The sequence below is a fragment of the Thioclava sp. FR2 genome (assembly GCF_051200875.1).
Taxonomy (GTDB): domain Bacteria; phylum Pseudomonadota; class Alphaproteobacteria; order Rhodobacterales; family Rhodobacteraceae; genus Pseudotabrizicola.
Genome location: NZ_CP195191.1, coordinates 547,487 through 568,665 on the forward strand (window position 1 = coordinate 547,487; position 21,179 = coordinate 568,665).

The following is a 21,179-nucleotide window of genomic DNA, read 5'->3' on the forward strand; positions in this document are numbered from 1 at the left end:
CGCAGGCGCGACGCATTCAGGCTGCCGAAAGGGCCGCGACAATGGCGCCGAAATCGCTGGCCTTCAGGCTCGCGCCTCCGACAAGCGCGCCATCTACATGCGGGACAGCAAAGATTTCGGTGGCGTTCGAGGGTTTGACCGAGCCGCCGTAAAGAAGCCGCATCTCGGCGGCGGTGCTGCCAAAGCGGGCGGTCAGGCGTTCGCGGATGAAGCGGTGCACTTCGGCGATTTCGTCCAAGGTGGGCGTGCGGCCGGTGCCGATGGCCCAGACGGGTTCATAGGCGATGACGGTGTTTTTGGCTGTTGCGCCATCTGGCAGCGATCCGGCCAGTTGGGTGCCGATCACATCCAGCGTCTTTCCTGCATCCCGCTCGGCCTCTGTCTCGCCGATGCAGACGACGGCGATCAGACCGGCGGCCCAGGCGGCCTCGGTCTTGGCGCGGACATCGGCGTCTTTTTCCGCATGGTCGGTGCGGCGTTCGGAATGGCCAAGGATCACATGGCTTGCGCCCGCATCCACCAGCATGGCCGCCGAGATGTCACCGGTATGCGCGCCCGAGGCTTTGGCGTGGCAATCCTGCCCCCCCACAGCCAGCGCCGTGCCTTTGGCCAGCGCAGCCATCTGCCCAACCAGCGTCGCGGGCGGGCAAAGTAGCATTTCGCAGGCCGGGGCGGAATGCGCGGTCAAGAGCGCCGAGACCTCGGACAGGCTTGCCGCCGTGCCGTTCATTTTCCAGTTGCCTGCCGCCAGTTTCCGCATCTTGTCCTCCGAAGGTTGCGCCTCATGGCTAGCGCTATCAGGCGGTCAGGAAAAGTCCCTTGCCCCTTTACCTCGGGAAAAATACCCCCGCCGGAGGCTCCGACGGGGCGTTTGCGACCATCGGGCGCAGGCTTGGGGCCGGTCAGGCGGCGGGGGCGTCCTTGAACTTGATCGATTCACCGCAACCGCAGGCCTCGGCCACGTTCGGATTGCGGAACTTGAAGCCCGCGTGCAGCAGGTCGACCTCGTAGTCGATCTCGGTCCCGATCAGGAACATCTGGGCCATGGGCGCGATCAGCACGCGGGCGCCGTCCTGTTCGACCACCTCGTCCAGAGGGTTCACCTCGGTCACATAGTCCATTGTGTATTCCATGCCCGCACAGCCGCCCTTCTTGACGCCGATGCGCAAACCCTTGCTGCCATCGCGCGCCATCAGCTTTGCGATTTGCCGCGTGGCGGCGGGGGTCAGGGTGACTGCGGCCTTGCCGGGAATGCCGAACATGGAAAATCCTCCGATCAGACTCGTAATTTAGGGCGAAAGGTCGGGAATTCCAAGCGGGGGCAATGTTGACATCAACGCGAGCGTGGCAAGCGTGACCGCAAAGGCCCAGCCGAACGACGCCAGCGTGCCGATAATGACATATTCTGACAGCCGCGATTCCTCTTTCACCGCGCCAAAACGCAGGACGGATTTGGCGGCGATCAGAAAGCCGATGCCTTCGGCGGTGTCCGCCAGAACCAGAAGGAAAATCAGCCCGCGTTCCAGATGGCCGATGATGCGCCCGCCATTGGGCAGGCCGTCCAGCGCCACATCGGACCATGGCCGCATGAAGAGGCCGATGGCAAAGCCGCCGGTGCGGGTGACAAGGATCAGGCCCGAGGCGAGGGCGGCAAGGCTGGCGGTCTGGGTCGGGAGGAAGGAGGCGCCAAGAGCATCGGCCCAAAGGCTGGGCCAGGCCCAAGCGGCAAGCGCCAGAACGGCCAGATGCGTGGCCTGATCGGTCAGAAAGGGCCAAAGCCGGTCTGCCGGGGCGTAGGATTTTGCCCAATCGGTCAGGCCATGCAGCAGGGTGATGCCCGCGAGGATGGCTACGGCCTCGACCGAGCTTGGGCGGATCACAAGGGCCAGAAGGAGGGCGACAACGGCCAGATGCAAGAGCAGCGGGGGAACTTGCCGTGCGGCCTTACCTTCGGCCATCGCCTTGGTCTGAAAGACGAAATCGGCAAGGACATGGGCGAAAAGAAGGGCTGCGAAGGTTTCAGTCATTGGTTTGCTCTGGGTAAAGCTGGAATTCTTCTTCCCAACTGGTCAGTAACTCTCCTACGTCTTGTGCTTCTGCTCCAGTTAGGCGCGCGCTCACAGCTTGTGGGGTGATTCCGAGTGTTTCTGCGATTTCCTTTCCAGAAATCTTCGGATTTCGTAGAAAAAGCGTGGCTGCCTCTGATTGTTCGCGGGTCCACTTATTGATGCGTAGCATTAGAGCTTCGGTTGCAATCTGGTGGAGTGCCGTCACCCCGCTTGCTTGCCCAGCGATTGTGAGACGTTTGTTCGTTTTGCTCAGCCAGTCCAGCGCCTGTCCAGAAACCGTAAAAGCGCTTCCGTGAGCATCTGCAAGCGATGTCGTTCCCATCGAATCCGCAATGCCGATTCCTATGGCAATTCGTGTGTGGGGAAGATCAACACTGCCTTTGAGGACTGAAATGCATCTGACTGCCAAGCGGAGTGCTTCAGGCACATAGCCAACAGCGAATTGCCATCCGTCACCACGAAAGCGTGTGAATTTCACGGGGCTGGTGAAGGTTGATGTCTCATGATCTTCGGCAATTCTTTGAATTCTATCAATAGCCCGATCCACGGCTTCGCTAGAATACTCTGTCGAGTCAACAAGATCACCAGAAAGGACAGCGATTGGTAATTGCATTTGACTGACTCCTATGAATCAAGCCTATCAGCTTTATATTCAAAGAATCAAGTCTATTAGCTTTACTGTCTCGGATTAAAGCCTGAGGCTTTGATTTACATGAATCCAAGTTCCAGCCTTGCTTCGTCGCTCATCATGTCCATGCCCCAAGGCGGATCGAAGGTCATTTTGACTTCGACCTGTTTGACGCCGGGCAGGGGTTCGACGGCATCGGCGACCCAGCCGGGCATTTCGCCTGCAACCGGGCAGCCGGGGGCTGTCAGGGTCATCATGATGTCAACCTCGTTCTCGGGGCTGATCTCGATCGTGTAGACAAGGCCGAGGTCGAAGATGTTGACCGGAATTTCCGGGTCGAACACCGTGCGGCAGGCATCGACCACTTGTTCATAAAGCGGGTGGTCGGTGGTGGAGGGCTTGATCAAGGGGGCGCCCTCGACTTTCGCTTCGCTGGTCATCACGGCCTCATGTCTTTTCCGACGAAATATATAGGGAAAGCGAAAGGCCGCGTCCAGAGCAGGCGATTATTCCGATGAAGGCGGCGGGCCAAGCAGATCCCATCGGTTGCCGAAAGGATCACGCCAGACGGCAACGGTGCCGTATTCTTCGTGGCGCGGGGCTTCATCAAAGATCACACCTTTTGCCCGCATCGCATTGTAATCTCGCATGAAATCATCTGTCCGCAAGAACAGCCAGACGCGACCTGCGCCCTGATTGCCGATGGCCTTTAGTTGTTCGGGGCCATCGGCGCGGGCCAGAACAAGGCGTGCGCCTCCCCCCGGTGGTTCGACAGTGACCCAGCGTTTGCGGGCTTGGTCGATTTCTTCGGTCAGCCGAAAACCCAAGCAATCGCAATAAAAGGCGATGGCGCTGTCATAATCGGGAACAATGAGGGAGACAGCCGCAAGGACGGCGCCATTGGCAGTGGCGGTCACTCCCGCACCGGGCGGACTTCTGGCAGGTTGATGCGGGCGACCTGTTCGGCGATTGGGTCCATCGACAGCGGGTGCAGTTCGGCGCTGTGATCCTCGGGGCTGCCAATGTCTTGCCAACGACCGCTCTTGTAGATCTCAAGCGCCGAGAAGGTTGATTTGTAGCCCATCTTGCGGCTGCCCGGCACCCAATAGCCCAAATAGACATAGGGCAGGCCGGCTTCGCGGGCGATGGCGATATGGTCAAGGATCACATAAGTGCCAAGGCTGAGATCGGCGAGTTCGGGATCATAGAAGCTGTAGACCATGCTGAGCCCGTCGTCGAACACATCGGTCAGGCAGACGGCTGAGAGCTGGCGGCCCGTTTCATCGATCTTGGCGGGGCGGGAATATTCGATGACGCGGCTTTTGATCGGGGTTTCCTCGATCATCGCGGCGAATTCGAAAATATCCATATCGGCCATGCCACCATCGGCGTGACGGACATCCAGATAGCGGCGGAACAGGGAAAACTGATCTTCCGTGGCCCAGGGGCTGGTCGCATTGCGGCGCAGATGGGCGGCGCGGTTCAGAATTTTCCGCTGCGTGCGGTTCGGTTTGAAATCTGCCACACGGATTCGGGCGGAAAGACAGGCCGAACATTCCACACAAGACGGGCGGTAGAGCACGTTTTGGCTGCGACGGAAGCCCTGTTTGGACAGCGTATCGTTCAGCTTTTGCGCGTGATCGCCCTGCAGCGCTGTGAATAGCTTTCGTTCCATGCGCCCGTCCAGATAGGGGCATGGTTGAGGAGCCGTCACATAGAACTGGGGCGCAATGGGAAGCGTGTGGCGCATGTCTCTCCGATTTGACCGCGACCCACGTTAGCAAGGACAGCGTCACAGGCCAAGAACGGAAATATCTCCACTTATGTTAGAGTCTCCGTTCTTGGCATTTTCTTGCGCGTCCTAGCGCAGGGAAGGGCTGTTTATCGCCACCGACCCCAGCACATGGTCGGTCAGGCCCTGCCCGCGGGACGAGGTAAGCATCAGAACGACAGACAGAATCTGCGGCAGGATGAAGGCCATCGAGAGAGAAAAGCCGATGGTCCAGATCAGGGCGGTTCCGGCGTCGAAACGCTGGCCCTGACGGTCGAGGAATTCGATGCTCATGAGCCGCATACCCCAGGTGGCCGAACGCCCTGAAAGTGTGATCCAGCGGTAAAAGAAGGCGACGGTCAGATAAAGCACCGGCAGGAAGAACAGCGCGGTGAAGGCGGTGAAGGGAACGATCAGCGCGGTGATGACGGCGATCAGAACCAAGTCGAAGATCCAAGCGAGAAAGCGCTTGGTCAGAACGCCGTCATAGAATGCGCTGTGACGGTCCGGATCTGGTTGGGTTTCACGGGCGACAAAGGTCATTTCGGCGTTCCTGTCATTGAAAGCGAGAGGACGATGGCCCCAAGGGGCCACCGCATTGGTCTGGTCTTAGTATTCGCCGCGCGGGCTGTCTTCTGCGGCGGCAGGCCTCACGCTCTTTGCGCGATCATCCATGAACGCATCGAATTCCGATTTGTCCTTGGCGGCACGCAGGCGGTCGAGGAAGGCCTCAAACGCTTCTTGTTCTTCTTCAAGGCGACGCAGGGTGTCGGCCTTGTAGGCATCAAAAGCGGTGTTGCCCGACGGGCGGCCGACGCGGGCGGCCATGTGCCAATCACGCGCATGGCGGCGTTGGGTGCAAGCTCTGAACATTTGTCTGCTCCAGCGGTTGGTGAAGGTGATGTAAAGCACGAGGAAAAGGCCCACGGGCCAGATGAAAATGAAGCCAAGAACCATGGCGGCGATCCAGGCCCCGCGCCCTTTGCTGTCGAGCCAAGCTTCGACGCTGCGCAAGCGGGCCATGATCCCACCCCAGAGCCCGCCGGAATCCCGGTCTGTGGTCTGAGCAGTTGCAGGATAGGTAGTCATGGCGGTACTCCGTTCAATGGTTGATGTGAATGTCTTTCACATGATGGAAGATGGGAGGCGCATGGGGGTTGCACAAGAGGCGATGTGAAAGATTTTTACATATTTTCGGAAGAGGCGATTTTCGTTATTAAATTCAGTGAATTACGCGATCAGTCTTGCCGTTTAATTGACGCTGAAGTCGGCAATTCTGGCCAAGCTGGCCTGTGAAAGAGTCTTTGGACAGACCGGAAATATATGTCTGGGTGTTCCCGCGGCGGCCCAAACCGTGGTGAAGTCGAGCAGTCGTCGATCCATCCATGTCGGGCTTGGTGTGAGATGGCCAAGCGGGGCAACACCACCAATGGCAAAGCCTGTGACCTGCCTGACTGTGTTGATTTCAGCGCGCCCAAGCGGCTCAGTGGCGAGTTGCGAGGCCAGTTCCGGATCGACCTGATTTCCCCCCGCAGTCAGAAACAGGAACAATCGCCCGCTGCTGCCCTGAAACAGGATCGATTTCACGATCTGGTCAAGCTCACATCCCGCGGCATCTGCCGCCTGTTGGGCGGTGCGGGTTTCCCCCGGCATTTCGATCGGCTGGCTGTCGATGCCAGCGGCATGCAGGGCAGATTTCACGCGGGCCAGACTTTTCGACATTCTCGTCTCCTTGATACCGGGAGACTGGCCAAAAGCGATCCGTGCGGCAAGAGGGAGCAATTGACCTCGCGGTCCCCATCGGATCATCTGGGCATATCATGCAAGATTTTCGATCCCGTATCACCCGCCAGCCGCTTCCGTTCGACCCCGCCCCGGCGCAAGACATGCGAGAGGCGTTTTCGGATTTGGGTCCGGAACTGTCCGGCCTTTTGGCGGGGACGGCGGGCTGTAGTCCTTTCTTGAAAGGGCTGATGGTGCGCGACGCCGAATGGCTGCGTGGCGCGCTTTCAGAAGCGCCCGAGGCAGCGGTAGCGGCGGTTCTGGCCGGATTGGAGGAATTGACCTTGGACGGGCTGGCGGACGGATTGCGGCAGGCCAAGCGCCGCCTTGCCCTGCTGACCGGGCTTGCCGATCTGGGCGGTGTGTGGCCGTTGGAACAGGTGACCGGAACCCTGACGGATCTGGCTGACAAGGCGGTTGATCTGTCGATGAAGCGCCTTGTGGCAGAGGAAATCCGGCGCGGGAAATTGCCTGGGGCCGTGCCGGAAGATGCCGAGACGGCTGCGGGGATGGTCGCCTTGGCCATGGGCAAGATGGGGGCGGGTGAACTGAACTATTCGTCGGACATCGACCTGATCTGTCTGTTCGACGAGACGCGCTATCCCGGCGAAGAACATGAGGCGCGGTCTGCCTTTATCCGTGTCACGCGTAAGATGACGGCGCTTTTGCAGGACCTGACGTCGGAAGGCTATGTGTTCCGCACCGATTTGCGGCTGCGCCCGGATGCCAGTGTGACGCCGGTTTGCCTGTCGATGGCGGCGGCGGAAGCCTATTATGAAAGCGTTGGGCGCACATGGGAGCGCGCGGCCTATATCAAGGCGCGGCCCTGTGGCGGCGATCTTGCGGCGGGGGAGCGGTTTCTGAAGGTGCTGACACCCTTTGTCTGGCGCAAGCACCTTGATTTTGCGGCGATTCAGGACGCGCATGACATGCGTCTGCGGATTCGCGATCACCGGGGGCTGCATGGCCCGATCACGGTCGAGGGCCATAACATGAAGCTGGGGGCAGGCGGGATTCGCGAGATCGAATTCTTTACCCAGACCCGGCAATTGATTGCGGGGGGGCGTGACCCGGACCTGCGTGACCGCACCACGATTGGGGGGCTTTCGGCCTTGGCCAAGAAGGGATGGGTCGGGGCTGCGGAGGCGGCTGAGCTTTCGACGCTGTACCGCGCCCATCGTGAGGTGGAGCATCGGTTGCAGATGGTGGGCGATGCGCAGACGCATACGATGCCCACAAGCGCCGAGGGGGTTGCGCGGATTGCGGCCTTTTGCGGGTTGACGGTTGAGGACTTCCGGGCGGGTCTGGTGCAGCGCCTGAAGCGCACGGATGAGTTGACCGAGGGTTTCTTTGCTCCGGCAGAGGCCGAAGCGGGGCCGGAACTGTCGGATCAGGCGCGCGAGATCGTGGCCGGATGGATCCATTACCCCGCGCTGCGGAGCGAACGGGCGCAGACCATTTTCCGGCGGTTGCGGCCCACGCTGTTGAAGCAATTGATGCGCGCGGCCCATCCGGATGAGGCCCTGCGTGCCTTGGACGGCTTCTTGGCGGGGCTGCCTGCGGGGGTGCAGATCTTTTCGCTGTTCGAGGCGAACCCGACGCTGGTGGAACTGATCGTTGATATTGCCGGGACCTCGCCGCAACTGGCGCGTTATCTTTCGCGCAATGCCGGGGTTCTGGATGCGGTGATCGGTGGCAGTTTCTGGGCGCCTTGGCCGGGCATGTCGAACCTGCGGCAGGATTTGCAGCGGGTGCTTGCGGAGGTTCCGGATTACGAAAAGAAGCTGGATACGGCTCGGCGCTGGATGAAGGAGTGGCATTTCCGGGTTGGGGTTCATCACCTGCGTGGGCTGATTGATGCCTTTGAGGCCGGAAAAAGCTATGCCGATCTGGCCGAAGCCATCGTTTCGACGATCTGGCCCGAGGTGGTGCGGGAGTTTTCGCGCCGTTATGGGCCGCCGCCGGGGCGCGGGGCGGTGGTGATGGGGATGGGGTCGTTGGGGGCTGCGCGGCTGAATGCCGGATCGGACCTTGATCTGATCGTGATCTATGACGCGCAGGGACAAGAAGAGTCGGCGGGGCCGAAACCATTGGCGACGCGGCCCTATTTTGCCCGGTTGACCCAAGCGATGGTCACGGCCCTGACGGCGCAGATGCCAGAAGGGCGGCTTTATGAGGTGGATATGCGGTTGCGGCCGTCTGGTCGGCAGGGGCCGGTGGCGACCAGTCTGCAAAGTTTTACCGATTATCAGGAAACCGAGGCCTGGACCTGGGAGCATCTGGCGCTGACGCGGGCGCGGGTTCTGGCCGGAGAGGCGAGTTTGGCCGCCGAGGTCGAAGAGTTCCGCAAGGCGCTGTTGCCGAAGAAGGGGCAGGGGCCGACGGTTCGGGCCGATGTCGCGGCGATGCGCGAACGGCTTCAGGCGGCAAAGCCCGCAAAAGGCAGTTGGGAGGCCAAGAACGGCCCCGGTCGTCTGATGGACATCGAGCTTTGCGCCCAGATGTTTGCGCTGATCGCCGGAAGTCCTGCACGCGGGGTTGAACGGCAGATCGGGGCGGGGAAGCAATCAGGCGTGTCGCAAACTGATCTTCAGTCCTTGCTGGACGCCTATAGATTGACATGGAGATTGCAGTGCGGGTCGCGCCTTCTGACCGAGGGAGAAGTGGACTTGCAGACCCTTGGCGAAGGGGGGCGGGATTTCCTGCTGCGCGAAACGGGGGCCGAAACGGCCGACGATTTGTCGGAGCAGTTGGAAGATGCCGTTGCCCGCGCCGAGGCGGTGATAGCAGCCCAGATGGGCGGAGGATAACGCATGGGGAGACGTGCGATGCGGGTGGAAGAGGCTGATCCGAAAGGTCTGGTCCGGGAGAGCTATCGGATTGAGGGCATTACGGCTGGTGAATGCCGCTCGATCTTTATCGACTGGGCGCTGAGCCTGCCGGTTGGGGCCGACCAGCCCGATGCCTTGCGCAGCCTGATTGCCCATTATGCGATGGGGGCCGAGGATCACCCGATGAGCAAGGTGTTGAAGGACGCGCTTGTTCCGGCCGAAGCGCCGCGTCGTCGGGGCGGGCGTTCCGCACGCTTGTCCGCCGATCAAGGCTAAAGGTCGGCTGTCAGAACCATTTGGCCCGACTGGGCCGCGCGGGCTATGGCCTCGATCACGACCATGGTTCTTAGCCCTTCCTCGCCCGAGACGAGGGGCGTTTCGGTTCCCGCAATCACGGCCGCAAACTGCGCGATTTGCAGCACGAGCGGGTCATTGTCGTCCGTAGCAGGTGGGATGACTTGCGCTGTTTCGGTCATCGGGTGCCACCAATGCGGGCCGCCTTCGTGCTGCCATAGCCTGAAATCCGGCAGCGACAGCGACGCGGTCGAGCCGCCGATCAGGTAGCAGGACTGGCTGGTTTTCGAATAGGCCGGGTTTTCGCCGGAGGTCAGCTCCCAGCTCCATGGGGCGGCAATGCTGTCCGAGACGGAGAGCGTGGCCAAGGCCCCCGAAGAAAAGCGCAAAAGGGCTGCGGCCAGATCTTCGTTTTCATAACCACGCAGCGCGGGGGTCATCTGGGCCTGCACGCTGACCACCTCGCCGCAAAACAGGCGCAAGAGATCGACATCATGGACGAGGTTCACGGAAATCGGCCCGGCGCCCTGTTTCTTGCGCCAGGGGGCCGCGTCGAAATAGTCGTCGGGTTTGTAGAACCAGCAGGTCGCCTGAACCGACCGGACTTGGCCGATGCCGCCTTTTGCGATGAAGTCGGAGGCTTTGCGGATCAGGGGGTTGTGGCGGCGGTGGTGGCCGACAAGGACGGCAACGCCCGCCTTTTGTGCGGCTGTCGTGACCTGCCGCGCCTCGGCCAAAGTGGCGGTCAGGGGTTTCTCCACCAAGATAGGGATTCCGGCGGCTATACATTCCAGTGCACCTGAGGCGTGCAACGGGGTGGGTGTCGCCAGAATGACGCCATCGGGCCGGTCGCTGTTCAGAAGGTCTGCGAGGGAGGCGTATGTTGGAACCGAAAGCCCAGGCTGGGGGAGGGGGTCCACCACGGCGGCAAGGGTAGCGGACGCAGAGCGTTGGATCGCCTGAATATGGCGCTGGCCGATCAAACCCGCCCCGACAACCGCAATCCGAGCCATCGCAACTACCTCTATCGTTTCCTGCCCTGCAACTGTGACAGGGCGGGACGCAAGGGCAAGGAAAAACGCGTTCCTTGCCCGTCGTCGCGGAGGATCAGGCGCGAAGGGCCTTTGCCTCGGCGGCAAGTTTGGTAATGGCGGCCCAGTCGCCTTTGAGCATCGCCTCTTTTGGGGCGACCCACGATCCGCCGACGCAGAGGATGTTTTTCAGCGACAGATAGTCTGGCGCGGTTTTCAGGCTGATGCCGCCGGTTGGGCAAAAGCTGACTTGTGGCAGGGGCGAACCGATGGATTTCAGGAAGGATGCGCCGCCCGACTGTTCCGCCGGGAAGAACTTCTGAACGGTGTAGCCCTTTTCCAGAAGCGCCATGATTTCGGTTGCGGTCACAGCGCCCGGCAACAGGGGCAGGCCGAATTCGCAGCAGGCATCGATCAGAGCTGGGGTTGATCCCGGCGAGACGCCAAAGGTTGCGCCGGCCTCTTTCGCGGCCTTCACATCGGCGCGGGTCAAAAGCGTGCCGGCCCCAACCTGACCGCCTTCGACCTCGGCCATGGCGCGGATCGCGTCCAAGGCGCAGGGGGTGCGCAGGGTGACTTCAAGGGCCGGAAGACCACCTGCGACCAGGGCTTGGGCAAGCGGTTTGGCATGGGCCAAATCATCAATCACCAAGACCGGCACCACAGGTGCCAGCCGGCAGATGTCAAGGGCGGATTTCGATTGATCTGCGGGGGTCATGGAACTGTCCTGTCGTCGATATGGTTGTGGGCCTGTTAGCGCAAACAGTGGGGGGCGTCTACCGTCGGATCAGGCCGCAGGGGCGATGAGATGACAATTGACGTGTGACAGCAACATTCATTTGAAAGAGTTCGGCCATTTGGGCAAGGTTTCGGCGTATGTCAGAACTTGAACTGCGGCGGCTGCCGGTTCGGCCAATCGGTGGCCAGATGGTATTGCTGCCCCATGGCGAGGATGCGGGCATCTGATCCGGAGGGCCCGAACAGTTGAAAGCCCATCGGCAGGCCCGTGCTGCCAAAGCCTGCCGGCAAGGCAAGGCTTGGCAGGCCGATAAGGCTGACTGGCACCACGATTTCCATCCAGCGGTGATAGGTGTCCATCGTCTGTCCGTTGATTTCCTGTGGCCAGCGCCAGTCAACAGGGAAGGGCCAGACCTGTGCAGAGGGCATGATCAGGGCGTCATAGGTTTCAAACAGGCGGGCGGCGCGCGCATACCAGCGGGACCGGATGACGGAGGCCTCGTAGACCGCGGCGGCGGACAATCCTAGGCCCTGTTCGATTTCCCACTGGGTTTCGGGTTTCAACTGGTCGCGGGATTTCGGGTCTTCGTAGAGTGCGCGCTTTGCGCCCGCATTCAGAAACGCCCGCAGCGTGAGCCAAGCCTTCCAAAGCTCTTGTGCCGGGAAGGGGGCGGAGAGGGTTTCGACCTCGGCCCCCTGATCGCGAAAGACGCCAAGGGCGGTTTCGCAAAGCTCAAGGATACCGGGTTCGCAAGGGTAAGCGCCGCCCCAATCAGCCAACCAGCCGATCTTTTTGCCGCGCAAATCCATAGTCAGACTGTCGCCAAAGGGCTGGGACGGACGCGGGAAGGGTGCTTGCGGGTTTTCACCGGCCAGCACCTCAAGAAACCGGGCGATATCTTCGACCGTGCGCGCCATTGGCCCTTCGGTGGACAAGGTGGCCATATGCGTGTCGCCAAGCGCGTCAGAGGGCACCAGACCCCATGTCGGGCGGAAGCCGTAGATGTTGCAAAAGGCCGCTGGATTGCGGAGCGAGCCCATCATGTCGCTGCCATCGGCAACCGGAACCATGCGGCAGGCGAGGGCTGCTGCGGCGCCCCCGGATGAGCCACCGGCGCTGCGCGATATGTCATAGGGATTGCGGGTTGCGCCAAAGACGGGGTTGAAGCTGTGGCTGCCATGCCCCCATTCGGGGCTGTTCGTCTTTCCTGTAAAGATGGCACCCGCGCGGCGCATTCTTTTGGCAACGATATCGTCTGCGGGCGCAATGTTATTGGCAAAGATGGGCGATCCGTAGGTGGTGCGAAGGCCCTTGACCGCGACCAGATCCTTGACCGCCAGAGGGATACCATGAAGCCAACCTTGTGGCTTTTCCTCATCCGCCTGCTTGGCTGCGGCCATGAGCAGGTCCGGGGTGGGCGCCGAGACGATGGCATTCACGGCGCCGTTTCTTTCCGCCACCCGCGACAGATGTTCGGTCATGATCTCGGACGGTTTGATCTGGCGCGCCGCAATGAGGCGAGAGAGGTCGCTGGCCGAAAGATCAAGCAAGGTCATAGGGGGCTCCGTGGTTTTCGGTACATGCGCTCATTCTTCGGGCCGCAAGGCAAGCCCCTTTCCTCTGGCCTTTTCGCTGGGTAGGGTAAACTTAATCAATGCGGATAAAATGCGTACTTTCTTACTAATCTTTTCCGCGCCATCATGCCGTCAGGTTCGAGCAGGATTGGGGAGACGATGGTGGTTGAGACCGTTCAGTCGGCGATAGTTGGCGGCGGTCAGGCTGGCATCGCCATGAGTGCCCAGCTTGTGAAACTGGGCCATGACCATGTGGTACTGGAGCGCGACCGCATTGCCGAACGGTGGCGGACGGCACGGTGGGATTCGCTGGTGGCGAATGGCCCCGCCTGGCACGATCGTTTTCCGGGGTTGGAGTTCAAGACCTGCGGACCTGATGAGTTTCCGGCAAAGGAAGATGTCGCGGATTACTTTGTTGAATATGCGCAGATGATCAAATCCCCGGTGCGGACCGGCGTTGAGGTGACTTCTGCCTCTGTTGAGGGCGATGGCTTTTTGGTTGAGACGCGCCAAGGAGCGTTCCGAGCGCAAAATCTGGTCGTAGCGACCGGGCCGTTCCAGAAGCCACTTATTCCCTCTCTTGTTCCGGATACTGCGGGGCTGGTTCAGATGCATTCCACCGCCTACCGCAACCCTGACGCCTTGCCGCCCGGGGCCGTGTTGGTGGTGGGCTCCGGATCGTCGGGGACACAGATTGCCGATGAGTTGAACCGCTCGGGGCGCAGGGTGTTTCTGTCGGTTGGGCCGCATGATCGCCCGATGCGGCGCTATCGGGGCAAGGATTTTGTCTGGTGGTTGGGTCGTTTGGGGAAATGGGATCTGGAAGCCCCGCATCCGGGAATGGAGCATGTGACGATTGCCGTCAGCGGGGCCTATGGTGGTCGGACGATTGATTTCCGCAATCTTGCGGCCGAGGGGATGACGCTTTTGGGGCGGGCCGAGACGTTCACGGATGGCAAACTGACTTTCGCGGCTGATCTTGAGGGCAATATCCATCGCGGGGACGGTTATTATCTGGCGCTTTTGGAAGAAGCTGATGCCTACGTTGCGCGTGAAGGGCTTAATTTTCCGCCCGAGCCAGAGGCCAAAATGATTGGTCCCGATCCTGCCTGCGTCACGGATCCCATCCTTTCCTTGGATTTGGCCGAAGAAGGGATCACAACCATCATCTGGGCCACGGGATTTGAACGCGATTTCGGATGGCTGAAGGTGGATTGTTTTGACGAAGGTGGGCGCCCTGTGCACCGCAAGGGGGTGGCGGAGGTTCCCGGTCTTTATTTCCTCGGTCTGCCTTGGCTGTCCCGCCGCGGATCAAGTTTCATCTGGGGGTGCTGGCAAGATGCCGAACACCACGCCCGCCACATCGCGCAGCACCGCATGGCTGCACAAACTGTCTGAAATATCAGCCACTAGTCCTGAGCCGGAGAAAAAGATTGGCACATACCCGCTATCGCAAATTCAACACCAAAGCGACCTATCCGGAACAGCGTCTGGACAATGACCTGTGCCACGTCGTTGCAACGCGCGGGGGAACCACGCTGTGGATGCGCGGGGCTTGCCCGCAAGACCTTGATACCTCTGAAAATCTGGGAAGTTCAGATCCTGTCGAACAGACCCACAAGGTGATGCAGAATATCCGCCAGCTGATTGAAGAAGCGGGCGGCAAGATGGAGCATATCGTCAAGTTGGTCGTGTACCTGACCGATGTTCGCAACCGTGAGCCAGTCTATCGGACCATGGGGGAATATATCAAAGGCGTCCATCCGGTCTGCACGGGTTTGACGGTCGTGGCGCTGGCCCGTCCTGATTGGCTGGTTGAAATCGACGCAACTGCCGTCATTCCGGACTAAGGCATGCCGGTCCTTCGCCCGGTTCCGTCATGTCGGGCGGGGCGGGCGTTTGGCAGATTTGGATTGAACGAAGGATTGCCGTCATGACCTTTTCCCTGATTGGGCGCTGCGCCAAAACCGGTCACTTTGGCATGGTCATTTCATCCTCATCGCCGGCGGTTGCCGCGCGCTGTGTGCATCTGCGCCCCGGAACGGGCATTGCCGCCAGCCAGAACGTGACGGACCCGGCTTTGGGCCCTTTGCTGCTGGATGCGATGGAGGGTGGACTGGATGCAGAGCAGGCGGTCGCGTCGGTTGTCGGTCAGCGGCCGCATATTCAGTACCGGCAACTGATGGCTTTGGGGCATTCCGGCAAAGCTGCGATCTTTTCGGGGTCGCAGGTATTGGGGTGTTGGGCTGAAGCCTTGGGCGACAACTGCGCTTCGGCAGGAAACTTGCTGGCGTCCGAAAAAGTGCCTCAGGCGATGGTCGATGCCTTTGAGACAGCGGAAGGGGAGCTGGGCGTTCGCTTGATGCGGGCTTTGCGTGCGGGATTGGATGCAGGGGGGGAAGCAGGCCCCGTGCATTCCGCCGGAATGAAGATGTCTGGCGAGCTATCTTGGCCCGTGGCGGATCTACGGATCGACTGGTCGCTTGACTGCCCGATTGCCGCATTGGAAGCGGCATGGGCGGTCTATCACCCGCAAATGCTGGACTATGTTCAGCGCGCCATCGACCCGACACAGGCGAGATCTTATGGCGTGCCGGGGGATGAGTAAGGCGGTTCTGATGGCCAATCGGGTGATCCTGACATGGGGGTAAGATTTACCCTTCGCCAGTTGGAATATCTGGTGGCGGTTGGAGAGGCCGGTTCCATCGCCATTGCCGCCGAAAGGGTTGGGGTTTCCTCGCCCTCGATTTCGGTGGCGATTGGTCAGATCGAAAAGCAACTGGGTTTGGTCTTGTTCGTGCGCCGCCATGCGCAGGGCGTTTCGCTGACGCAATCGGGCCGGCAGATCATCGAACAGGCGCGCGTGATCCTTGCCGAGGCTGAACGCATGTCTGAAATCGCCGGGACCATCAGCGGTGTCGTGCGCGGGACATTGCATGTGGGGTGCCTGCTGACCTTTGCGCAGGTGGTTTTGCCCCGGCTGCGGCGTGGTTTTGTCGAAGCGCATCCAGAGGTTATCTTTCGGCAAAGCGAGGGCCATCAGGACGCCTTGTTCGAGGCCTTGCGGCAGGCCGAGATTGATATTGCGCTGACCTATGATCTGGATATTCCCGACGATCTGGTGTTTCAGCCCTTGGCCAGTTTGCCGCCCCATGTGGTTTTGCCTGCCGATCATCCTTTGGCGGAACGCGATGGCCTGACATTGCAGGATCTTGCGGCCTTTCCGATGGTTCTGCTGGATCTGCCGCATAGCGCCGAATACTTCCTTTCCGGTTTTCGCGAGGCGGGGCTGCGCCCATTGATCGCGGAACGCACGGCGGATATTCAGGTGCTGCGAAGTCTTGTGGCGAATGGCTTTGGCTATTCGATTGCCAATTTGCGCCCGCGTTCCGATCGGTCGCCTGATGGGCTTTTACTGAAGATCGTGCCGCTGTTTCAGGGGCTGCGGCCCATGCGTCTGGGGCTGTTGCAAGCCGAAGGTGCAGGGCAGGTGCAAACCATTCGGGCCTTTGCCGCGCATGTCGAGACGAATTTGGCAGCTATTCTTTCGGGGGCGTCCTCGAAGGATGGGTAAAGGAACGGGCCTGCTTTGCACCGGTGCCAAGGCAGGACTTTGTGACCGAGAGGAGGGCGGATCATGCGTCTGGCGCTTTGGCAGGGAAAATCCCCGGCCGCCGATTTGGAGGAAGCAACGCAGGAGGTCGAGCGGGCCACTGCGGCTGCGGCCATGATGGGTGCCGACGTCGTGGTCTTTCCTGAGATATGGATGCAAGGCTACAATCAGCCCGACCTTCTCGCTCGACTGTTGACGCGAGATAACCCTGTCTTTGATCGCCTTGAAAAGGCGGCTTGCCAGTCTGGCTGTTCGATTGTCGTGGGATATGCGGAAGACGCCGAGGGGCGCAGCTACAATTCCGCGCTTTGCCTGTTTCCCGATGGGCGACCACGGATGAATTATCGGAAGCTCCAGCTTTACGGGGAGCGGGAAAAGGCCTTGTATCAGCCGGGGGACGCCTATGTGCAGTTCACGATTGCGGGCCGGTCAGCCGCGATGCTGATTTGCTATGACATTGAATTCGCACCGCATGTCGCAAAGCTGGCTGGGCTTGGGGTGGAAATCATTCTGGTGCCGACCGCGAATATGCATCCTTTCACCCATGTGGTCCGCCATACGGTGCCTGCGATGGCCGCGAACCACGGTGTGACCATCGTTTATGCCAATTACTGTGGCACAGAGGGTGATCTATCCTATGTCGGCGGCAGCCTGATTGCGGGGCCTCATGGGGAGATTTTGGCACAGGCCGGAGAGTCTGGGCCATGTCTTTTGGTGGCCGAGGTGCCGGAGCGCGACGCTTTGCGCCTTTCCACCCAAGCGCAAGATTTGAGGACGATCTGACATGGCCGCAGGGCAAGGTGATAGCCGATACGACATTCTGTTCGAACCGCTGCGGATCGGCCCAAAGGTTGCCAAGAACCGCTTCTATCAGGTTCCGCATTGCAATGGTGGCGGGTACCGGGACCCTTCTGCCGTCGCCGAAATGCGCCGCACCAAGGCCGAAGGGGGCTGGGGCGTCATTTTCACCGAGCAGACCGAGATCCACCCATCAAGCGAAATCACCCCGTTCATTGAACAGCATCTGTGGGAGGACAAGGATATTCCGGCCTTTGCGGCGATGGCAGAGGCGATGAAATCGCACGGGGCACTTGCCGGGATTCAACTTGCCTATTCGGGGATAAACGGCCCGAACCTTTACAGCCGCGACGTTCCCATGGCTGTCTCAGGCGGGCCTATTCTGACATTCACTTCAGACCCGGTGCAGGCCCGCACGATGGATCGTGAGGATATTCGGGATTTACGGCGGTGGTTTCGGGCCGCGTTTCGGCGGTCGCAGCAGGCCGGGTTCGATTTGGTTTGCCTTTATGGCGCACATGGATTTGGCATTCTTCAGCATTTCCTGAGCCGGGCGACCAATTCCAGAACCGACGAATATGGGGGTTCGCTGGAAAACCGCGCAAGGTTCCTGCGGGAAGTGGTCGAGGATGCCCGCGAAGAGACTAAGGGCGAGCTTGGCATCACGCTGAGGCTTTCGTTGCACGAGGCCGGGCCGCTTGGCTTTTCCAATGCCGAGTTGCGCGATTTTATCGAGATGCATCGCGATCTTCCCGATCTCTGGGATCTGGCCCATGGCACATGGGAGGCCTGTTCGGGGACCAGTCGCTTTACGCCGGAAGCGGCTCAGGAAGACTTGGTGCGTGGGATCAAGGCGTTGACGGATAAGCCGATTGTGGGGGTGGGGCGGTTTACCAGCGCTGATGAGATGGTGCGCCAGATCAGGTCTGGTGTGCTGGATTTCATTGGGGCTGCGCGACCTTCGATTGCCGATCCGTTCCTGCCGAAGAAGATCGAGGAAGGTCGGTTCGAAGACATAAGGGAATGTATCGGCTGCAATATTTGCGTGTCGGGCGATATGACGGGCGGCATTTCGCGCTGTACGCAGAACACGGCCTTCATGGAGGAATGGCGCAAAGGTTGGCACCCGGAACGTCCCCGGCCAAAGGGGCTTTCGCAGTCGGTTCTGGTGGTTGGGGCAGGGCCTGCGGGGCTGGAGGCGGCGCTTCAGGCCGCGCGCCGGGGCTATCAGGTGACCTTGGCCGAGGCTGGGCGAGAGCTTGGCGGGCGGGTGCAGCGGGAGCGGGCCTTACCCGGGCTTTCGGCTTGGGGGCGCGTTGCGGATTACCGGATTGGGCAATTGTTGCCCTTGCCCAATGTCGAGATCTATCGCGACAGCCCGATGACGGCCGAGGATGTCGTTGCGATCGGGGCCGATCATGTCGCCATCGCAACGGGGGCAAAATGGCGGCGGGATGCTGTGGCGCGGCTTCATCTGCACCCGATCCCGACCGATCCTGCGATGCCCATCTATTCGCCGGACGATCTGATGGAGGGGCTGGGCCCGCGCAATTGCGATGTGCTCTTGTATGACGACGACCATTTTTACATGGGGTCGGTTCTGGCAGAGTTGCTGGTTTCGCGGGGATGCCGCGTTGATTTCGTGACGCCCGCCGCAAAAGTGGCGGAATGGACGGAAAATACACTGGAACAAGGCCGCATCATGCGCCGTCTGCTGGAACTTGGGGTCAAGATACAGACGAACAAGGCCCCGGAAGAGATTGGCAGATCAGAGGTCATGCTGGGATGCACTTGGACAGGGGCTTTGACGGTGCTGGAGACTGAAAGCGTGGTTATGGTCACCTCTCGCGTGCCGCAGGATGGGCTTTTCCGGGAGGTCATGAAACTTGACAGTGGAAAGGGTGGTTCGGGCAGGACGGTGAAGCTGATCGGGGATGGGGCCGCGCCGGGGCCGATTGCATGGGCCACTTATGCGGGCAGGCGCTTTGCTGAAGAGATTGACCAGCCGGATACGGGCGGAGAAATTCCCGCCTTCCGGCGTGAAATCGCATGGCTGGAGCCCGGACCATCGCGCCTGCCGTGACGCGGTTGTGCGCGGGCGTTCAGGCTTTTGGCTTCATCTGCCCGCGTGAGGGGTCGTAGCCCCAAATGGCTGCGGCGAAGAATAGAAATAGCGCGAGCGCGGTCCAACCAAGGGCTGCAAGGTTGATCTGGCCGTAGACGGCAAAGCGGATCATTTCGACGCTTTGCGTAAAGGGGTTCAGTGCGCAGGCCTTGGCAAGCAGAGGCGAGGCTTCGGCCATTTTCCACAGCGGGTAGAGCGCCGAGGACAGAAAGAACATCGGGAAGATGACGAAATTCATCACGCCTGCGAAGTTTTCCAACTGGCGGATCAGGGAAGAGAGCATCAACCCCAGAGACCCCAGCATAAGGCCCGCAAGCAAAAGAGCCGGAAGCGCCGGGATGATCCCCCAGACAGGCAATTTGACACCCCAAGCAATGGCGATGGCCCAGAAGGCAAGGCATTGGATAAGCGAGACAACCGTTCCAGCCAGGAGTTTTGAGAACAACAGCCACCAGCGCGGCAAGGGGGTGGTCAGCAACAGCCGCATGGACCCCATCTCGCGGTCATAGACCAGTGAAAGAGAGGACTGCATCCCGTTGAAAAGACATATCATTCCCAGAAGTCCGGGGACGATGTAGGTGTCATAGGTGATGTAGGTCTGATAGGGCGGCGTGATCGACAGGCCAAGGGCCGCGCGAAAACCTGTGGCAAAGATGACCAGCCAGACCAGTGGGCGGACCAGTGCCGCCACCAAGCGGCCCTTTTGGCCCAAGAACCGCAGCGCCTCGCGTTGCAGGATGGCCCGCAAAGAGATGAACCAGATCATTTGGCTGCCCCCGCCGTGGCGCCAGCCGTCAGCGCAAGAAACGCTTCTTGCAAGTGCTGGGAGGGGGCGAAATCTGCGGCGCGACCGTCTGAGCGAACCCGCCCCTGATGCAGGATCAGCAAGTGGTCGTCCGTGCGGATTTCATCGGTCAGATGCGTGGCCCAAAGCACCGTCAGGCCATCCTGTGCCAACCGATGCACATGGTCGACAATGGCAAGCCGGGTTTCGGCATCCAGACCGACCGTCGGCTCGTCAAGCAAAAGGACTTGCGGCCGGTGGATCATGGATCGCGCAATTTCCATCCTGCGGCGATGACCGCCATTCAAGTTGCGGACCGGTTCTTGGGCGCGTTCTGCCATGCCCAGAAGATCAAGAACTTCTGCGCTTCGTGTCTCGGCCATCTTGCCGGATAATCCGTGAAGGGCTGCGAAATACAAAAGATTTCGCCGAACCGTCAGGTCAAGGTCGAGCGTCGGCTGTTGGAAAACGACGCCCATGCGGGCCAAGGCTGCGCGTGGTTGTTTAGAAAGCGCATAGCCGGCCACCGAAATCTGGCCGGCTTGCGCGGCAAAGAGCCGGGTCAACAGGCCAAAGAGTGTGGATTTTCCGGCGCCGTTCGGGCCGAGCAGGGCGGTAAACCCCGGGCCCAATGAGAAACTTACGTCGTCCAAGGCCATCTTGGCGCCGTAACGGTGCGAAAGATGTTCGACGGTCAGGGTCACTCGATGGTTATCTCTAAACGGTGCAGGGCGCCCGTGGTGCCGGGGACATGCAAATTGTAACGGCCCGGTTTGATGGCGATGAAGCCGATTTCCATTTCGCCTGCTTCGTCAAATTCGATCGAGTCGAGGCCGAGCGGGCGGATTTCGAGGCCTTCGACAACGATTTCGTCGATCCATATTGCGCGAAAGAACTCTGGTCCGGTCAGGCCAAGTTCTTGGCTGCCATCCCCCTGAATTTCGAATTCGTAATATGTGCCTGACTTCAACACCCAAGGCTCCGCGCTTAGCGGCGTTCCGGCAGAAAGGGTGATTGGCGGAAGATCAACCTTGTTGGAGCCAGAAAAGAGCCCTGCAAGGCCGGTTGCGTGGCTGTCAGCCATGGCGAGGGTGGGAAGCAGCAAGGGGACGATGGACCAACGGAAGAACTGGTTCATGG

At 60.4% G+C, this 21,179-nt stretch carries 24 protein-coding genes; 8 read left to right on the plus strand and 16 right to left on the minus strand.

Annotated elements, in window-relative coordinates:
- Positions 1-16: 16 nt before the first annotated feature.
- The 10 genes from tpiA to ACSBLW_RS02605 all read right to left on the minus strand — a co-directional run bounded on the left by tpiA (position 17) and on the right by ACSBLW_RS02605 (position 6,190).
- Positions 17-760: a triose-phosphate isomerase gene (gene tpiA, locus ACSBLW_RS02560; protein ID WP_435258676.1), complete on the minus strand. Its 744-nt coding sequence runs from the start codon at positions 758-760 to the stop codon at positions 17-19.
- 142 nt (positions 761-902) lie between these two features.
- Positions 903-1,262: a HesB/IscA family protein gene (locus ACSBLW_RS02565; protein WP_435258677.1), complete on the minus strand. Its 360-nt coding sequence runs from the start codon at positions 1,260-1,262 to the stop codon at positions 903-905.
- A gap of 27 nt (positions 1,263-1,289) precedes the next feature.
- A complete protein-coding gene (locus ACSBLW_RS02570) occupies positions 1,290-2,027 on the minus strand; it encodes a DUF3307 domain-containing protein (RefSeq protein WP_435258678.1) in 738 nt (245 codons plus the stop codon).
- Positions 2,020-2,682: a winged helix-turn-helix transcriptional regulator gene (locus tag ACSBLW_RS02575; protein WP_435258679.1), complete on the minus strand. Its 663-nt coding sequence runs from the start codon at positions 2,680-2,682 to the stop codon at positions 2,020-2,022. Before ACSBLW_RS02575 ends, ACSBLW_RS02570 begins: the two co-directional genes overlap by 8 nt.
- A 95-nt stretch (positions 2,683-2,777) precedes the next feature.
- Entirely contained in the window at positions 2,778-3,137 is a 360-nt protein-coding gene (locus ACSBLW_RS02580; protein ID WP_435258680.1) for an SUF system Fe-S cluster assembly protein, read from the minus strand.
- 66 nt (positions 3,138-3,203) lie between these two features.
- Positions 3,204-3,614 carry a VOC family protein gene (locus tag ACSBLW_RS02585; RefSeq protein WP_435258681.1) on the minus strand — a complete coding sequence of 137 codons (411 nt, stop codon included), beginning with the start codon at positions 3,612-3,614 and terminating at the stop codon, positions 3,204-3,206.
- Positions 3,611-4,447 (minus strand): arginyltransferase, encoded by an 837-nt coding sequence (locus tag ACSBLW_RS02590; protein ID WP_435258682.1) that lies wholly within the window; start codon positions 4,445-4,447, stop codon positions 3,611-3,613. The genes ACSBLW_RS02585 and ACSBLW_RS02590 overlap by 4 nt, the downstream gene beginning before the upstream one ends.
- Before the next feature lie 111 nt (positions 4,448-4,558).
- Positions 4,559-5,011, minus strand: coding sequence for an RDD family protein (locus ACSBLW_RS02595; RefSeq protein WP_435258683.1), 453 nt, complete (start codon positions 5,009-5,011; stop codon positions 4,559-4,561).
- Positions 5,012-5,077: 66 nt separating this feature from the next.
- Positions 5,078-5,557 (minus strand): DUF2852 domain-containing protein, encoded by a 480-nt coding sequence (locus ACSBLW_RS02600; protein WP_435258684.1) that lies wholly within the window; start codon positions 5,555-5,557, stop codon positions 5,078-5,080.
- 162 nt (positions 5,558-5,719) lie between these two features.
- Positions 5,720-6,190 carry a YbaK/EbsC family protein gene (locus ACSBLW_RS02605; protein WP_435258685.1) on the minus strand — a complete coding sequence of 157 codons (471 nt, stop codon included), beginning with the start codon at positions 6,188-6,190 and terminating at the stop codon, positions 5,720-5,722.
- Positions 6,191-6,288: 98 nt separating this feature from the next.
- On the opposite strand from ACSBLW_RS02605, the gene ACSBLW_RS02610 reads away from it, so the two are divergent.
- Both ACSBLW_RS02610 and ACSBLW_RS02615 read left to right on the plus strand, forming a co-directional pair.
- Complete coding sequence (locus tag ACSBLW_RS02610; RefSeq protein WP_435258686.1) at positions 6,289-9,060, plus strand: glutamine-synthetase adenylyltransferase; 2,772 nt, start codon at positions 6,289-6,291, stop codon at positions 9,058-9,060.
- Between the two features lie 18 nt (positions 9,061-9,078).
- Positions 9,079-9,357 carry a hypothetical protein gene (locus ACSBLW_RS02615; RefSeq protein WP_435260025.1) on the plus strand — a complete coding sequence of 93 codons (279 nt, stop codon included), beginning with the start codon at positions 9,079-9,081 and terminating at the stop codon, positions 9,355-9,357.
- On the opposite strand, the gene ACSBLW_RS02620 is transcribed toward ACSBLW_RS02615, so the two are convergent.
- From ACSBLW_RS02620 to ACSBLW_RS02630, 3 genes are all read right to left on the minus strand, one after another.
- Positions 9,354-10,388 carry a Gfo/Idh/MocA family protein gene (locus ACSBLW_RS02620; protein ID WP_435258687.1) on the minus strand — a complete coding sequence of 345 codons (1,035 nt, stop codon included), beginning with the start codon at positions 10,386-10,388 and terminating at the stop codon, positions 9,354-9,356. The two genes, ACSBLW_RS02615 and ACSBLW_RS02620, sit on opposite strands and share 4 nt — an antisense overlap.
- A 94-nt stretch (positions 10,389-10,482) precedes the next feature.
- Positions 10,483-11,124, minus strand: a complete 642-nt coding sequence (locus ACSBLW_RS02625) for a bifunctional 4-hydroxy-2-oxoglutarate aldolase/2-dehydro-3-deoxy-phosphogluconate aldolase (protein WP_435258688.1) — start codon at positions 11,122-11,124, stop codon at positions 10,483-10,485.
- Between the two features lie 161 nt (positions 11,125-11,285).
- A complete protein-coding gene (locus ACSBLW_RS02630) occupies positions 11,286-12,701 on the minus strand; it encodes an amidase (protein WP_435258689.1) in 1,416 nt (471 codons plus the stop codon).
- Between the two features lie 177 nt (positions 12,702-12,878).
- Here ACSBLW_RS02630 and ACSBLW_RS02635 point away from each other — a divergent pair, with 177 nt between their 5' ends.
- The 6 genes from ACSBLW_RS02635 (at position 12,879) to ACSBLW_RS02660 (ending at position 19,213) form a co-directional block, all read left to right on the plus strand.
- Positions 12,879-14,117: a flavin-containing monooxygenase gene (locus ACSBLW_RS02635; RefSeq protein WP_435258690.1), complete on the plus strand. Its 1,239-nt coding sequence runs from the start codon at positions 12,879-12,881 to the stop codon at positions 14,115-14,117.
- Positions 14,118-14,152: 35 nt separating this feature from the next.
- Positions 14,153-14,569 (plus strand): RidA family protein, encoded by a 417-nt coding sequence (locus ACSBLW_RS02640; RefSeq protein ID WP_435258691.1) that lies wholly within the window; start codon positions 14,153-14,155, stop codon positions 14,567-14,569.
- 83 nt (positions 14,570-14,652) lie between these two features.
- The gene (locus ACSBLW_RS02645) at positions 14,653-15,327 is read left to right on the plus strand and encodes a DUF1028 domain-containing protein (RefSeq protein ID WP_435258692.1); all 675 of its coding nucleotides are present in this window, start codon (positions 14,653-14,655) and stop codon (positions 15,325-15,327) included.
- A 33-nt stretch (positions 15,328-15,360) separates the two neighbouring features.
- Positions 15,361-16,293 carry a LysR substrate-binding domain-containing protein gene (locus ACSBLW_RS02650; protein WP_435258693.1) on the plus strand — a complete coding sequence of 311 codons (933 nt, stop codon included), beginning with the start codon at positions 15,361-15,363 and terminating at the stop codon, positions 16,291-16,293.
- A gap of 63 nt (positions 16,294-16,356) precedes the next feature.
- Positions 16,357-17,115, plus strand: a complete 759-nt coding sequence (locus tag ACSBLW_RS02655; RefSeq protein ID WP_435258694.1) for a nitrilase-related carbon-nitrogen hydrolase — start codon at positions 16,357-16,359, stop codon at positions 17,113-17,115.
- A gap of 1 nt (position 17,116) precedes the next feature.
- Positions 17,117-19,213, plus strand: coding sequence for an FAD-dependent oxidoreductase (locus ACSBLW_RS02660; RefSeq protein ID WP_435258695.1), 2,097 nt, complete (start codon positions 17,117-17,119; stop codon positions 19,211-19,213).
- 19 nt (positions 19,214-19,232) lie between these two features.
- Here ACSBLW_RS02660 and ACSBLW_RS02665 read toward each other — a convergent pair whose 3' ends face one another.
- From ACSBLW_RS02665 to ACSBLW_RS02675, 3 genes are read right to left on the minus strand one after another with little or no spacing between them, the layout of a single operon-like run.
- On the minus strand, positions 19,233-20,021 hold the full coding sequence (locus tag ACSBLW_RS02665; RefSeq protein ID WP_435258696.1) for an ABC transporter permease: 789 nt from the start codon (positions 20,019-20,021) through the stop codon (positions 19,233-19,235).
- Entirely contained in the window at positions 20,018-20,743 is a 726-nt protein-coding gene (locus ACSBLW_RS02670) for an ABC transporter ATP-binding protein (RefSeq protein WP_435258697.1), read from the minus strand. Before ACSBLW_RS02670 ends, ACSBLW_RS02665 begins: the two co-directional genes overlap by 4 nt.
- Complete coding sequence (locus tag ACSBLW_RS02675) at positions 20,740-21,177, minus strand: hypothetical protein (RefSeq protein WP_435258698.1); 438 nt, start codon at positions 21,175-21,177, stop codon at positions 20,740-20,742. The genes ACSBLW_RS02670 and ACSBLW_RS02675 overlap by 4 nt, the downstream gene beginning before the upstream one ends.
- Between the last annotated feature and the right edge of the window lie 2 nt (positions 21,178-21,179).

Excerpts from the sequence above, each read along its gene's own strand:
- ACSBLW_RS02575 (WP_435258679.1), bottom strand. The coding sequence starts at position 2,682 with ATGCAATTACCAATCGCTGTCCTTTCTGGTGATCTTGTTGACTCGACA.
- ACSBLW_RS02650 (WP_435258693.1), top strand. The coding sequence starts at position 15,361 with ATGGGGGTAAGATTTACCCTTCGCCAGTTGGAATATCTGGTGGCGGTT.
- ACSBLW_RS02610 (WP_435258686.1), top strand. The coding sequence starts at position 6,289 with ATGCAAGATTTTCGATCCCGTATCACCCGCCAGCCGCTTCCGTTCGAC.
- ACSBLW_RS02565 (WP_435258677.1), bottom strand. The coding sequence starts at position 1,262 with ATGTTCGGCATTCCCGGCAAGGCCGCAGTCACCCTGACCCCCGCCGCC.
- ACSBLW_RS02580 (WP_435258680.1), bottom strand. The coding sequence starts at position 3,137 with ATGACCAGCGAAGCGAAAGTCGAGGGCGCCCCCTTGATCAAGCCCTCC.
- ACSBLW_RS02605 (WP_435258685.1), bottom strand. The coding sequence starts at position 6,190 with ATGTCGAAAAGTCTGGCCCGCGTGAAATCTGCCCTGCATGCCGCTGGC.
- ACSBLW_RS02570 (WP_435258678.1), bottom strand. The coding sequence starts at position 2,027 with ATGACTGAAACCTTCGCAGCCCTTCTTTTCGCCCATGTCCTTGCCGAT.
- ACSBLW_RS02660 (WP_435258695.1), top strand. The coding sequence starts at position 17,117 with ATGGCCGCAGGGCAAGGTGATAGCCGATACGACATTCTGTTCGAACCG.
- ACSBLW_RS02625 (WP_435258688.1), bottom strand. The coding sequence starts at position 11,124 with ATGACCCCCGCAGATCAATCGAAATCCGCCCTTGACATCTGCCGGCTG.
- ACSBLW_RS02615 (WP_435260025.1), top strand. The coding sequence starts at position 9,079 with ATGCGGGTGGAAGAGGCTGATCCGAAAGGTCTGGTCCGGGAGAGCTAT.
- tpiA (WP_435258676.1), bottom strand. The coding sequence starts at position 760 with ATGCGGAAACTGGCGGCAGGCAACTGGAAAATGAACGGCACGGCGGCA.
- ACSBLW_RS02675 (WP_435258698.1), bottom strand. The coding sequence starts at position 21,177 with ATGAACCAGTTCTTCCGTTGGTCCATCGTCCCCTTGCTGCTTCCCACC.
- ACSBLW_RS02635 (WP_435258690.1), top strand. The coding sequence starts at position 12,879 with ATGGTGGTTGAGACCGTTCAGTCGGCGATAGTTGGCGGCGGTCAGGCT.
- ACSBLW_RS02600 (WP_435258684.1), bottom strand. The coding sequence starts at position 5,557 with ATGACTACCTATCCTGCAACTGCTCAGACCACAGACCGGGATTCCGGC.
- ACSBLW_RS02665 (WP_435258696.1), bottom strand. The coding sequence starts at position 20,021 with ATGATCTGGTTCATCTCTTTGCGGGCCATCCTGCAACGCGAGGCGCTG.
- ACSBLW_RS02645 (WP_435258692.1), top strand. The coding sequence starts at position 14,653 with ATGACCTTTTCCCTGATTGGGCGCTGCGCCAAAACCGGTCACTTTGGC.
- ACSBLW_RS02620 (WP_435258687.1), bottom strand. The coding sequence starts at position 10,388 with ATGGCTCGGATTGCGGTTGTCGGGGCGGGTTTGATCGGCCAGCGCCAT.
- ACSBLW_RS02595 (WP_435258683.1), bottom strand. The coding sequence starts at position 5,011 with ATGACCTTTGTCGCCCGTGAAACCCAACCAGATCCGGACCGTCACAGC.
- ACSBLW_RS02590 (WP_435258682.1), bottom strand. The coding sequence starts at position 4,447 with ATGCGCCACACGCTTCCCATTGCGCCCCAGTTCTATGTGACGGCTCCT.
- ACSBLW_RS02655 (WP_435258694.1), top strand. The coding sequence starts at position 16,357 with ATGCGTCTGGCGCTTTGGCAGGGAAAATCCCCGGCCGCCGATTTGGAG.
- ACSBLW_RS02630 (WP_435258689.1), bottom strand. The coding sequence starts at position 12,701 with ATGACCTTGCTTGATCTTTCGGCCAGCGACCTCTCTCGCCTCATTGCG.